Below are 13,563 nucleotides of genomic sequence, written 5' to 3' on the forward strand. Positions count from 1 at the left end.
CTACCGCGATATTGGCCAGTTCTAGCGGCCCGGCAGTTTTTTCCAAGTCACTTCATTGCGCAGGTAGACTGGCTCAGCATTTTCTACACGGACAACCTGCCCATTCGCCCATGATGATAACGCCAACGGCAACATATCTTCAGCATGCGGCAAGGTTATTTCACCGTCAGTCAGCACCATACCGCTGCCGCTAATCAGGTCAGGATACGTCTGCCAGCCGGTGCCCACAGTGGCCCAAGTGCCACTCAATGCTTGAGCATGCTCCAGCGCTTGTGGCGGTGTCATCACCGCTTCACTCGCGTCGCCGCGCCACTGCCCTTGGTCATTGCGCTCAAACTCGCCCCAATAAACCTCGCCCATGCGCGCATCTATCGCCGCTAATACGCGGGTGCTCCCCGTCAAACGAAACGCCCCCTGAGCCATGGTTTGCAAGGTAGAAACGCCAATCATCGGTAAATCAGCGCCCAATGCCAGCCCCTGACCAATCCCAATACCAATTCTTACACCGGTAAAACTGCCAGGACCGCGACCAAAAGCCAGTGCATCGAGTTGTTGCAGTGATAAGCCCGACTCCGCCAGCACTTGCTGCACCATCGGTAAAATTCGTTGGGTATGTTCTCGTGGACAAAGCTCAAATATGGCCTGAACTTCGCCATTGTTCCAGAGTGCGACAGAACAAGCTTCTGTTGCGGTATCGATCGCTAAAATTCGCGTGGACATGCCAACCTCGGCAGGAAAGGAAAATGAATTCAACACAGGGCGCGCATGATAGCACACCTCTCCTCGCTTTTCCCTCAATCACGCTGTTTGAGAAAAGCGATAGCTTTCGCCAAATCACGGGTTCGGGGTGCGGGTGGTAAGCTATTGAGGAACATCGCGCCATAAGGGCGCATTACCAGCCGGTTATCGCAAATGACCAGCACACCGCGATCATCAATATCACGAATCAAACGCCCGACACCTTGCTTCAGAGTTATCACTGCATCGGGTAATTGCACGTCATTGAACGGATCGCCGCCGCGCAGACGGCAATCTTCAATACGCGCTTTCAACAAAGGGTCATCCGGCGAGGTAAACGGCAGTTTGTCGATAATAACGCAAGACAGGGCATCACCGCGCACATCGACCCCTTCCCAAAAGCTGCTAGTCGCCACCAACAGCGCATTACCCGCCGCCACAAACTGCGCCAGCAGTTGCCCTTTGCTGGTTTCCCCTTGCACCAATACCGGCAATGTCATGCTGGCACGGAACTCTTCGGCCAACCCGCGCATCATCTGGTGCGAGGTACACAGGAAGAAACATCGCCCTTTGTTAGCATCAATCAAGGGCTTTAGCATCACCGCCAGTTTGCGTGCCGCCCCCGGCTCATTGGCGGAGGGCAAGTTACGCGGCACACACAATAATGCTTGATTGGCATAATCAAACGGGCTGGGCAGTAACAGCGTTTTGGCGTTGGTCAGCCCCAGCCGTGAGGTGAAATGTGATAATTGGTCATTCACCGACAGAGTGGCCGAGGTGAAAATCCAGGTTCCGGGTTTTTCTTCGATTAACTCGCGAAAGCGGTCAGAAACGGACAGTGGCGTGAGCGCCAGCACAAAATGCCGTGAATTACATTCATACCAATAACTGTAACCGGGGGTGAAGACATCTTTTAATCTTTTCAGGCGGTTGCGATACACCGTCGCCCGCTCAAAGGCCGCATCCAACATGGCGCTGCGCCCCAGTGAAAGCTTCATCACGTCGTAGCACAGTTCCAGCGCATCATCGAGCAACAACAGCGCCCGCTGAATAGCAGGTTGCTCCATCACATCGCGCAGATTACCGCGATAACCGGGATCTCCCAGCACCAAACGAAAATCTTGGGTACTTTGTGTCAACCGGTCAGCACTTTTTTGCAATTGCGCCGAGTCACGCACTTCAGTGCGATAAGCAATAATGATATCTTTCGCCAGATCCATCAGTTGCCTGCTGGTCAATTGCTGGCCGAAATATTGGCTGGCAATATCAGGTATTTGATGGGCCTCATCGAAAATCATCACATCGGCGGTGGGGATAAGCTCTGCAAAGCCACTCTCTTTCACCACCATATCCGCCAGGAATAAATGGTGGTTAACCACCACCACGTCAGCATCCATCGCCCGGCGGCGGGCTTTCACCACGAAGCACTCTTTATACAGCGGGCAATCACTGCCCAGACAATTATCATTGGTGCTGGTCACTAGCGGCCAGACAAAACTGTCTTCTGCAACTTCACCACAAGTGCTGATATCCCCGTCAACGGTTTCTGCCGACCAACCACGTAAGCGCACTAAATCCACTAATGTTTCACTGGCTAATTCGCCGCCCGCCAGTGATTGCTGCTCAAGCCGCTCCAGACACAGGTAGTTTGATCGGCCTTTGAGTAACGCCAACTTTCCTTTATATTTTAAGGCGGTAGCGACAGTGGGCAGATCGCGGGAATACAGTTGATCCTGCAATGCTTTGGAGCCGGTGGAGATAATGACTTTGCAATCAGCCCGTAACGCGGGTGCCAAATAAGCAAATGTTTTACCGGTACCCGTACCGGCCTCAACCACTAGTTGTTGTTTGGCATCAATAGATTCACTGATGGCCGCAGCCATTTGGCGCTGAGACTCTCGGGGATTAAAACCTGTAATGGCCTGCGCTAATGCGCCGTCTGTTGCAAAATCGTCTGTCACACTTTCTCTTCCGGGCGAAATCAGCGGTGATTATGCCAAGCCTAAGAGCCGGCGACCACACATTCTCGCGGCAAGCTATGCTACCCTGATAGAAATTGACATTCACACAAGGGAGTGAAAATGAGTATTGAGCGCATTAATCCAGAAAAACGTTGGTCGGACGCAGTTGTATTCAGCAACACAATCTATTACACCAGCGTTCCGGAAAATCTGGATGCAGACACCACAGCGCAGACAGCAAACACACTGGCGGCCATTGATATGATGCTGAATCAGCTCGGTTCAGATAAAGGCCGTATTTTGGATGCGACTATCTTTTTGGCTGATCAGGCCGACTTCGCGGCAATGAATGCCGCGTGGGATGCTTGGGTAGTTGATGGCAATGCACCGGTACGCTGCACAGTCGAAGCTAAGCTAATGAATCCGAAGTATAAAGTTGAAATCAAAATCATTGCGGCTATTTGATTAGCCGCTAAATTTCCTTGGTTTGTCTCAAACTAATCACAAAATGAATAGGTGGGGAAATGTACCGAATGGGTCGTAGCGACGAAAGTCGCCGGAGCGCCCATCGGTGCAGTCGCCCCGCCAGACTCCAGATTAGGATAGCTTTATCATTACCATTCCTGCCAGTAACAAAATCAGGCCAATCCAGCCTTTATAATTCAGCCGCTGATTGAACAAAATCCAACCCGCGGCCACAGTGGCGGCGATACCGAAACCGCCCCACAAGGCATAAGCCACTGATAATTCAATGCCTTTTACCGCTTGCGCCAAAGCACTGAATGCCCCTAGCACTGACAACAATGATAAAATTCCCAACCATACCCGGCGAAAACCATCTGACATTTTCAGCAAAATATTGGCGATTATCTCCAGAATCACCGCCAATATCAGAAAGGCAATATGATAAAACTCAAGCTGTTGCATGATGCTCACCCGAATTTCGGCTCGGACTGTTTGGTTTCTTTGGCTTACGAGTTCCTGATTTTACTAACATTATGCCGCCGATCAACGTCACTAAACCGGCAATTTTCAGTGGCGATAAACTTTCATCAAACCACAACACACTGAAAACAGTAATAATCAGGATGCCAATCCCTTCCCACAAAGCATAAGCCACCCCTAACGCGACTTTCTTCACCGCCAGCGCCAGCAATATATATGAGCCGGTAATCATAAAATACATCACGATATGCCCGGTCATCTCACCACTGACACTGGCGTATTTCATTGATAATGTGCCGATAATCTCAGCAACAATCGCCAGACCTAAAAATATCCAATAAATCATCATTCTTCTCCTAACACGCATAAATGCTCGCTAAGGTCTATTTGTTACGGTTATCCTAATTCGACGCCCCATTCACAGGGAATAGGCGTGCGCAGGCCGTAAGAAATAGAAACTCACTTGGCGTATAAATTTTTGTTAAAGTTATTAACTACGGAAGAAGAAAGACGCTACAGCTCGCTGCACCAGTGATGCTCACTGGCCAGAATGGCTGACAGGAAGAGTTGGGATGTAGAAGGCTTGAAAGTAATTCCATTAGTTTTCATCATAATATATCTCTTTTTTTTAGCTACACACGTTTTGGTTACATTCTTGTATGCCAAATCCAGTGTGATACGCCTAAAACCCTCATAAAATTGGAATAATTAACTGCTGTATTTTTACCACAGTCAATTTTATAAAGCAAACCATCAATTATATAAATAGTTTATAAAAAGAGATTAAAAAATAATAAGTTAGTCTTTCTAAAAAAACAAAACCCCTGCATTGCAGAGGTTTTTTATTCAGCATAACTGCCGGGTTCTCCCAGCAGTTCATGGAGTTAGAGCGACTTATGCGGTAGCGCCCGCTACAGCTTGTTTGGCTAATTCAGTAATGCGGGCGTAATCACCGTTTTCCAGCGCATCTGCAGGAACCAACCATGAACCGCCGATACACAATACGCTTTTCAGCGCCAGGTAATCGCGATAGTTATTCGGTGTGATACCGCCTGTTGGGCAGAAACGAACTTGAGAGAATGGGCCGCCGATAGCTTGCAAGGCTTTAACACCGCCATTAGCTTCTGCCGGGAAGAATTTAAACTCACGCAGGCCATAACTCATGCCGAGCATCAGTTCAGAAACTGTGCTTATTCCTGGGATCAACGGAATATCACCTTCAGTTGCCGCTTTGAGAAGTTCATCAGTCAGCCCAGGGCTAATAGCAAATTGAGCACCTGCTTCAACCACATCAGCCAGTTGCTGCGGATTAAGCACCGTACCCGCCCCCACAATGGCCTCAGGGACTTCTTTAGCAATAGCGCGGATAGCCTCAACAGCACAAGGGGTGCGCAACGTCACTTCCAGCACCCGAACACCACCAGCCACCAGGGCTTTTGCTAGCGGTACCGCCTGCTCGATCTTATTTATCACGATCACCGGGACGACAGGGCCTGCGGTCATTACCTGCTCTGCGCTCATTTTCCAGCTTTTCATTCGTTGTTATCTCCACTTATGCCGGTTGGCATGGACTCACCCGAAGGTGTCAGTTGAAAGATGGCTGGCAGAACATTGACGATAAGGTTCCGCCCGCCATAAAGAATCACAATGCGAGCCAGCTAACGGCTCTTTATTATTGCGCTTAGGTAGGCGCTGTTATTGGGCAATAAATAGTTTATATCCTAAATAATTCAAATTGCGTGAAGGCGGCAACTAAGCAAATCCCCATGACGGAATCCCCATGACGGATAGTTACTCGAACTCATTCCATGAACGGCCATCGCGTGTAATCATGGCAACAGAGGCGACCGGCCCCCATGTCCCAGATTGATAAGGCTTTGGAGCCTCATTATCAGCAGCCCACGCATCCATGATGGAATCAACCCACTTCCAAGCTTCCTCCACCTCATCACGGCGCACAAACAGGGCTTGAATACCGCGCATCGTCTCCAACAGCAGACGTTCGTAAGCATCCGCAATATGCTGCTCGTTAAAGGTTTTGGAGAAACTGAGATCAAGCTTGGTGGTTTGCAGACGGTGTTTATGCTCAAGACCGGGCACTTTATTCAGCACTTCAATTTCGATGCCTTCATCTGGCTGCAAACGGATGGTCAGTTTGTTCTGTGGTAATTGCTGATAAGATTCACGGAACAGATTCAGCGCCGGGTTTTTAAAGTACACCACCACTTCAGAACATTTGCTTGGCAAGCGTTTACCGGTTCTCAGATAAAACGGCACACCGGCCCAACGCCAGTCATCAATATCGACCCGGATAGAAACGAATGTTTCAGTATTGCTGCTCTTATTCGCCCCCTCTTCTTCCAGATAGCCCGGGACTTTATTGCCCTGCACAAAGCCGGCCGTATACTGACCCCGAACTGTGGTTTCGCGCACATTGGTGTGATCAATACGGCGCAGCGAGCGCAGCACTTTCACTTTTTCATCACGAATACGGTCGGTACTCAAATCTGCCGGTGGTGACATGGCAATCATGGTTAGGATTTGCAGCAAGTGGTTCTGGATCATGTCGCGCATCTGGCCGGCCTGATCAAAATAGCCCCAGCGCCCTTCAATCCCCACTTCCTCTGCAACCGTAATCTGCACATGATCAATGGTGCGGTTATCCCAATTCGACGCAAACAGTGAGTTGGCAAAACGCAGAGCCAGTAGATTCAATACTGTCTCTTTACCTAAATAATGGTCGATACGGTAAACCTGGCATTCGTTGAAATATTCAGCGACCTGATCATTAATTACCCGTGAGGAAGCTAAATCTTTCCCCAAAGGTTTTTCCATTACCACGCGTGCAGGCTCTTTATTCAGCCCCGCTTCACCCAATCCTTTACAAATTGCGCCAAAGGTATTCGGCGGCATCGCGAAGTAGTTGATGGTTGTCCGATTTTTTTGATCCAGCATTTTGCCCAATTTGGCAAAGTGTTTGCTGTCATTGACGTCTAAATTACAGAAGTCGAGGCGAGAACTGAGTTTTTGCCACAATTCATCATCCAGCGTCTCTTTCATAAAGGTATCGAGGGCTTCCCTTACCACGGCTGTGTACGCGTCTTTGTCCCAGTCGGCACGGCCTACGCCGATAATCCGAGTATCAGGGTGGATGTGACCCGCTTTCTCTAATTGGTAAAGGGAAGGCAACAGTTTCCGACGAGCTAAATCGCCCTTAGCGCCGAAAATCACCAGATCACACGCCTGGGCTGCCTGGGCTGTATTAGTTACCGCCATGTTATTCTCCTCGTTGCAGGATATTTGTAATTTTCTTACATTACTAATGTACTCTCTTTGACTATAGCCAGTAAACCCAGATAAAAACGGGTCAAAAAAGGTTAAAAAACACTCTATGGAGTGGCAGGCCGCGTCAAATCAGGCCGCGCAACTTTAAAATGTAATTTTATGACGTTTTTGACAACTATTTACCATTATGAAAATTAGACACAGGTCATATTCTGGTGAAAAAGAGTGACTTCCAACCAGATGCCTCTGCCAACGGGTTCCAGCTCGTAGTATATTTCCATTAAACCGACATAGATTTCTCCTTTAAATGAAATCGGTAAAACCCATGGGTGATTCTCGTTATATGAATACGCTGGAAAATATCCAAAATAATCTGGACCTCCTGAGCAAATCGGAAAGGAAAGTCGCCGAGGTGATCCTCGCCTCCCCACAAACTGCTATCCACTCAAGTATTGCCACATTAGCCAAATTGGCGAACGTCAGCGAACCCACGGTAAACCGCTTTTGCCGCCGACTAGACACCAAGGGTTTCCCTGATTTTAAACTTCATTTGGCACAAAGTCTGGCAAATGGCACACCTTATGTGAACCGGAACGTCGAAGAGGATGATAGTGTAGCCGCTTACACTGGGAAAATATTTGAATCGACCATGGCCAGCTTGGATATGGCGAAAAATAATTTAGATATTGCCGCGATCAACCGAGCAGTGGATTTATTGACACAAGCGAAGAAAATTTCGTTCTTCGGCCTTGGCGCATCGGCCGCGGTAGCCCATGATGCAATGAATAAATTCTTCCGGTTTAATATCCCGATAATTTATTTCGATGATATCGTTATGCAACGCATGAGCTGCATGAATTCCAATGAAGGTGATGTGGTGGTATTGATATCACACACTGGACGGACAAAAAGCCTCGTTGAGCTGGCACAGCTTGCGCGTGAAAACGATGCCACAGTGATTGCCATTACCTCGCGTGATACTCCGCTGGCTAATGAAGCGACATTACCTCTGCTACTGGACGTGCCGGAAGATACTGATATGTATATGCCGATGGTGTCGCGTATTGCTCAATTGACCTTAATTGATGTGTTGGCGACCGGTTTTACTCTGCGCAGAGGGGCTAAATTCAGGGATAATCTGAAGCGGGTTAAAGATGCATTGAAAGAGTCGCGCTTCGACAAAGGCTCTCAACGAATCAATAGTGGTGAGTAAGGTTAGAAAGTTAAATGTGTCAAAAAGTCAATGACATGCAGACCGAAGTCGCTTTTTTTGTGTTAGCGCATCTTCTGCCGTGAAAGTTTGACGTACCATTGAAAGATGGATATGTGTTTGACTCGAGCAATATCCGAGTCAATAAGAAGTAAACAGCTCGCTTTTGTAATGTGGTCATTGATGTGAAAATGGAATCCGCATGAGCCATTTTACGCATCAATTGTTTTACAGTCGCAAGCGGATAACATAAATGACACTATGTTGTTGTAACACGTTGTTGTAAAACGTTGTTAGCGCAAACATAACTGTCACAAATATATCGTCGTAAAATTTGTAACTTACATTAGATTTTACTATCGGATTTATTATCCGCTGTTTTAACAACACCATGCTTCATCAGTCAACGGAGTAAGAGATGTCCAGACGGCTCAGAAGGACCAAGATTGTTACTACACTGGGGCCGGCTACTGACCGCGACAATAATCTGGAGAAGATTATTGCTGCGGGTGCTAACGTAGTCCGCCTGAATTTTTCCCATGGTAGCGCTGAAGACCATATGTTACGGGCAGAAAAAACCCGTGAGATTGCCGCCCGATTGGGGCGCCATGTAGCGATTCTTGGCGATTTACAGGGTCCTAAGATCCGGGTATCTACTTTTAAGGAAGGAAAAGTCTTCCTTAACGTACAGGATAAATTCTTGCTCGATGCCAATATGGCAAAAGGCGAAGGCGATAAAGACAAAGTTGGTATCGATTATAAAGGATTACCGGCAGATGTTGTTCCCGGTGACATCCTGTTACTGGACGATGGTCGCGTACAATTAAAAGTCATTGAAGTTCAGGGCATGAAAGTGTTCACCGAAGTGACTGTCGGCGGCCCGCTCTCCAACAACAAAGGTATCAACAAGTTAGGTGGCGGTCTGTCTGCTGAAGCGCTGACAGAAAAAGATAAAGCCGACATTATCACTGCCGCCAAAATTGGTGTGGATTTCCTGGCAGTCTCCTTCCCACGTACTGGCGAAGATTTGAATTATGCTCGCCGCCTGGCGCGTGATGCTGGCTGCAATGCGCAAATTGTAGCCAAAGTTGAGCGTGCTGAAGCCGTGGCGACAGATGAAGCCATGGACGATATCATTCTGGCCTCAGATGTCGTAATGGTTGCCCGTGGTGACTTGGGTGTCGAAATCGGCGACCCTGAGTTAGTCGGTATTCAGAAAAAACTGATTCGCCGGGCTCGCCAGCTAAACCGTGCTGTTATCACTGCGACCCAGATGATGGAGTCAATGATAACCAACCCAATGCCAACACGTGCGGAAGTGATGGACGTGGCTAACGCCGTATTGGATGGCACGGATGCGGTCATGTTGTCCGCCGAAACAGCAGCGGGCCAGTACCCGGCTGAAACGGTTGCCGCCATGGCTCGTGTTTGTCTGGGTGCAGAAAAAATCCCAAGTATCAATGTGTCCAAACACCGCCTTGATGTGCAATTCGACAATGTCGAAGAAGCCATTGCGATGTCGACCATGTATGCAGCAAACCATCTGAAAGGCATCACAGCGATTCTTGCGATGACTGAATCAGGCCGCACGGCGTTGATGATGTCCCGTATCAGTTCTGGCTTGCCAATCTTTGCGATGTCACGTCACGACCATACTTTGAACCTGACGGCTATTTATCGCGGTGTGACACCGGTTTATTGTGATACCCATAGTGATGGCATTCTTGCTGCGACAGAAGCAGTTAATCGACTGAAAGATAAAGGTTTCCTGGTATCTGGCGATTTAGTTATCGTCACACAGGGCGATGTAATGGGGACGATTGGTACCACCAATACCAGCCGCATCATCCGCGTTGAGTAATCTTTAATTAGAAACAAAAAGCCCGCTGATCAATAGCGGGCGTTTTAAGACTGAAAAGTGTCAACCTATATTAGGACAAGTCACTCTATATTCAACTGTCGACCTTTATTCAGCACTCGACCTTTATTCAGCACTCGACCTTTATTCAACTACCGGCCTTAGAGATCCTTACGAACATACGGCTCTATCTCGCCTTCTCGCCGTGTTTTCAGCAGTTTTAGAATCCAGGTATATTGTTCCGGATTTGGTTTAACCAACAACTCAACTTCTTCATTCATGCGGCGCGCAATATAAGCATCGTCGGCATCGGCCAAATCATCCATTGGCGGACGAATATAGATATCAAGGCGGTGTTCACGATAATTGTAAACCGGAAACATCGGGACAATGGCCGCACGACACACTTTCATCAACCGCCCGACTGCCGGTAATGTCGCCTTATAGGTCGCAAAGAAATCAACAAACTCACTTTGCTCAGGGCCATAGTCCTCATCGGGCAAATAATAGCCCCAAAAACCCTGACGCACTGAGCTAATAAACGGCTTAATGCCACTCTCACGAGCATGAATGCGCCCGCCAAACCGCAAGCGCGCGCTATTCCATAAGTAATCGACTAATGGATTTCGTTGGTGATGGAACATACCAGCAACTGGCTTACCTTGTTCAGCTAACAGCATGGCGGGAATATCAATCGACCAGGCATGGGGCACTAACAAAATAACATTGCGCTCCTGCTGCTGTAGGCCGTCAAGAATATCCAATCCGTGCCAGTGAACACGCGATAATACTTTCTTTGGGTCACGAAAACACAGTTCGGCCATCATCATTAAAGGCTGCGCTGCGGTCGCAAACATTTGATCAATAATATGTTCGCGCTCTGCCTCTGGCAGCTCTGGCAGACAATAAAGGAGGTTAATACGGGCACGACGACGGGCACTTTTGGCAAATTTACCCGCAAGACGCCCCACCCCGGCCAATAATGGATCACGGAATTTCGGTGGGACATAAGCCATCGCCGCCATTGCCCCAGCACCTAACCATACCCCCCAAAACCGAGGATGTAGGAAAGATTTCTTAAATACCGGAATAAAACCAGCTGCGTCGTTTTTCTCTTTATGCATGGGAAACTCTTGGAATGGGCGGTGAGATAATAATATACCGCTGGGTATAAACACGCCGATAGCACAAATTCATGGTTACCGGCGAGCTATTAATCCAGTTGCAACTGCGGGATGACCTGCTTCGCAATAGCCAGATAGTCGCTGCGGTCTTTACCGCTCAGCCCTTCTGAACGCGGTAACTTGGCGGTCAATGGGTTAACGGCTTGCTGGTTCATCCAGAATTCATAATGCAGATGCGGGCCTGTGGAACGGCCGGTGTTACCCGACAAGGCGATACGATCACCACGTTTCACTTTTTGGCCTGGTTTCACCAGTAATTTTTTCAAATGCATATAACGGGTGGTGTATTGGCGGCCATGACGAATAGCGACATAGTTACCCGCAGCCCCGCTACGTTTAGCAATAACCACTTCGCCATCACCTACAGCAAGCACTGGGGTACCTACTGGCATCGCAAAATCCACCCCTTTATGCGGTGCAATACGCCCGGTTACCGGGTTAATACGGCGAGGATTAAAGTTAGATGAGACCCGGAATTGTTTCATGGTAGGAAAGCGCATAAAACCACGCGCCAGACCAGAACCAAGCCGGTCATAGAACTTACCGTCGTCGGCGCGGATAGCATAATAATCTTTGCCGCCAGAGCGCATACGCACCCCAACCAGCTGACTTTGCTCACTGCGGCCATCCAGGATTTCACGGGACATCAACACCGAAAACTGATCACCTTTACGCAGTTTGGCAAAATCCAACTGCCATTGTAATGCTTTTGTCACAGCGCGAATCTCTGCGCCCGTCAAACCGGCTTTTTTGGCACTGGTGACAAAACTACCATCAAGCCGACCGGTGAGAACCGCATTGCTCCACTCGCCTTTCTGTAACTCTTTTGTTTCTTTGAAATTATTACCAACGCGGTCATAGGTGCGGGTTTCACGACGAGAAACCTCCCATGTCAGGCGCTGTAAATCACCGGTGTCGTTGACTGTCCAAGAGATTTGTTGCCCAATTTTCAGATTCCGCAAATCACGATTTTGCGTTGCCAACAGCGAAACATCGGAGATATCGATGCCATATTGAGTAAGAATGGTGCTAAGGGTATCGCCGGTCGAGACCACGTACTCATGAACGCCACTTTCACTGACATCTTTAGCATCTAATTCGTCTTGTGGGATTTCATCATCAGGGGTCGGCTGATCAATAGGCTCACTGGCTTCGGGGAGTAAAACACGGCTTTGGCTGGTATCTAATACCACACTTTTAGCGATAGGTTCGTGCTCCGAATGATAAACAAAAGGCCGCCAAACAGCTACGGCCAGTGTCATTACAGTCAACGACCCCAGCATAATGCGGTGGGGTCGAGGGAGATTGTTATACGCCAAAGTGATAGTTCGGACTATCTGCTGCACTTATGAGTATCCTTTTAATCTTACTTCAGGCAGCTCACGTATTGGTTCGACAACTGAGACATAAAGTCCACATAGCTGTCCTTGCCTAATACTATGCCACTCCCCAAAGGATCTAAGGTGCCTGAACGCACGTCCGTTCCTTTGGCGACAGCATTAATGACGGCCGGCCTGAATTGTGGCTCAGCAAAAACGCATACCGCTTTATGCTCAACCAACTGTGTTCGAATTTGATGTAAACGCTGCGCTCCAGGTTGAATTTCGGGATTGACTGTAAAATGCCCTAATGGGCTCAAGCCAAAATGTTTTTCAAAGTAGCCATAAGCATCATGAAAAACGAAGTATCCCTTACCTTGGGCAGGCTTTAGCATAATAGCAATATTTTTTTCATTTTGCGCTAGTTGATCCTCGAATCGGCGCAGGTTTGCATCTAGTTTGTCCTTATTTTGTGGCATAAGTTCCAATAGTCTGTCGTGAATAGCAATTGCCGATTGTTTGGCAATGGTTGGGGACAACCAAATATGCATGTTATATTCACCATGGTGGTGCTCGTCACTATGATTATCTTTCGCATGATCATGATCATGCCTTTCATCTGCTCCTTCGTGATCCCCCTCTTCATCACCTTTCATTAACAAAGGTGTAACTGAAGGTAGCTGTGCCAAGGCTATCTTTTTGTTATCAGCAACTTGCGTTAACGGTTTTGCTAAAAATGCTTCCATTTCCGGCCCAACCCAAATAACCAGGTCAGCGCTGCGTAACCGCTGGACATCTGATGGACGCAGAGCATAATCATGTGGCGATGCGCCATCGGGCAGCAAAACTTCGGTGGGTAATACGCCATCAGCAATGGCTGAGGCGATAAAACCTAACGGACGCACTGATGTAACGACCGCAGCAGAGGCAATATTAAATGGGCTGGCAGCTAAAATTGCACTGCCCAAAATTGCCCGCTTCAACCACTTGTTTTTATGTAACATAATATGAACTCTCGACGTTTTGATCGCTAAGGCGTAATATTATAACATTCACTCGGTTC

Annotated in this window: 12 protein-coding genes; 3 read left to right on the forward strand and 9 right to left on the reverse strand. The window is 48.2% G+C overall.

Annotated features, from left to right (window positions below):
• Positions 1-21: 21 nt before the first annotated feature.
• Complete coding sequence (gene tsaB / locus FTA91_RS16875) at positions 22-720, reverse strand: tRNA (adenosine(37)-N6)-threonylcarbamoyltransferase complex dimerization subunit type 1 TsaB (RefSeq protein WP_050113583.1); 699 nt, start codon at positions 718-720, stop codon at positions 22-24.
• Between the two features lie 74 nt (positions 721-794).
• A complete protein-coding gene (locus tag FTA91_RS16880; protein WP_050113512.1) occupies positions 795-2,699 on the reverse strand; it encodes an ATP-dependent DNA helicase in 1,905 nt (634 codons plus the stop codon).
• Positions 2,700-2,819: 120 nt separating this feature from the next.
• On the opposite strand from FTA91_RS16880, the gene FTA91_RS16885 reads away from it, so the two are divergent.
• A complete protein-coding gene (locus FTA91_RS16885; RefSeq protein ID WP_145535660.1) occupies positions 2,820-3,164 on the forward strand; it encodes a RidA family protein in 345 nt (114 codons plus the stop codon).
• A gap of 132 nt (positions 3,165-3,296) precedes the next feature.
• Here the strand turns inward: FTA91_RS16885 and mdtI are convergent, their stop codons facing one another.
• From mdtI to zwf, 4 genes are all read right to left on the reverse strand, one after another.
• The gene (mdtI, locus tag FTA91_RS16890; protein WP_005163022.1) at positions 3,297-3,626 is read right to left on the reverse strand and encodes a multidrug/spermidine efflux SMR transporter subunit MdtI; all 330 of its coding nucleotides are present in this window, start codon (positions 3,624-3,626) and stop codon (positions 3,297-3,299) included.
• A complete protein-coding gene (mdtJ, locus tag FTA91_RS16895; RefSeq protein WP_050113509.1) occupies positions 3,613-3,990 on the reverse strand; it encodes a multidrug/spermidine efflux SMR transporter subunit MdtJ in 378 nt (125 codons plus the stop codon). The genes mdtI and mdtJ overlap by 14 nt, the downstream gene beginning before the upstream one ends.
• Before the next feature lie 548 nt (positions 3,991-4,538).
• On the reverse strand, positions 4,539-5,180 hold the full coding sequence (locus FTA91_RS16900; RefSeq protein ID WP_050113508.1) for a bifunctional 4-hydroxy-2-oxoglutarate aldolase/2-dehydro-3-deoxy-phosphogluconate aldolase: 642 nt from the start codon (positions 5,178-5,180) through the stop codon (positions 4,539-4,541).
• Between the two features lie 255 nt (positions 5,181-5,435).
• Complete coding sequence (gene zwf, locus FTA91_RS16905; RefSeq protein ID WP_004390690.1) at positions 5,436-6,920, reverse strand: glucose-6-phosphate dehydrogenase; 1,485 nt, start codon at positions 6,918-6,920, stop codon at positions 5,436-5,438.
• 352 nt (positions 6,921-7,272) lie between these two features.
• Here zwf and FTA91_RS16915 point away from each other — a divergent pair, with 352 nt between their 5' ends.
• Together FTA91_RS16915 and pyk are read left to right on the forward strand one after the other, a co-directional pair.
• On the forward strand, positions 7,273-8,142 hold the full coding sequence (locus FTA91_RS16915) for a MurR/RpiR family transcriptional regulator (protein ID WP_050113582.1): 870 nt from the start codon (positions 7,273-7,275) through the stop codon (positions 8,140-8,142).
• A gap of 415 nt (positions 8,143-8,557) precedes the next feature.
• Positions 8,558-10,000: a pyruvate kinase gene (gene pyk, locus FTA91_RS16920; RefSeq protein ID WP_050113507.1), complete on the forward strand. Its 1,443-nt coding sequence runs from the start codon at positions 8,558-8,560 to the stop codon at positions 9,998-10,000.
• 158 nt (positions 10,001-10,158) lie between these two features.
• On the opposite strand, the gene lpxM is transcribed toward pyk, so the two are convergent.
• From lpxM to znuA, 3 genes are all read right to left on the reverse strand, one after another.
• Positions 10,159-11,121, reverse strand: a complete 963-nt coding sequence (gene lpxM, locus FTA91_RS16925; RefSeq protein WP_050113506.1) for a lauroyl-Kdo(2)-lipid IV(A) myristoyltransferase — start codon at positions 11,119-11,121, stop codon at positions 10,159-10,161.
• 89 nt (positions 11,122-11,210) lie between these two features.
• Entirely contained in the window at positions 11,211-12,527 is a 1,317-nt protein-coding gene (gene mepM / locus FTA91_RS16930) for a murein DD-endopeptidase MepM (RefSeq protein ID WP_145535656.1), read from the reverse strand.
• Positions 12,528-12,547: 20 nt separating this feature from the next.
• On the reverse strand, positions 12,548-13,504 hold the full coding sequence (gene znuA / locus FTA91_RS16935) for a zinc ABC transporter substrate-binding protein ZnuA (RefSeq protein ID WP_145535655.1): 957 nt from the start codon (positions 13,502-13,504) through the stop codon (positions 12,548-12,550).
• Positions 13,505-13,563 lie beyond the last annotated feature (59 nt).

Origin of the sequence: Yersinia thracica (assembly GCF_902170565.1) — a bacterium.
Lineage (GTDB): Bacteria > Pseudomonadota > Gammaproteobacteria > Enterobacterales > Enterobacteriaceae > Yersinia > Yersinia thracica.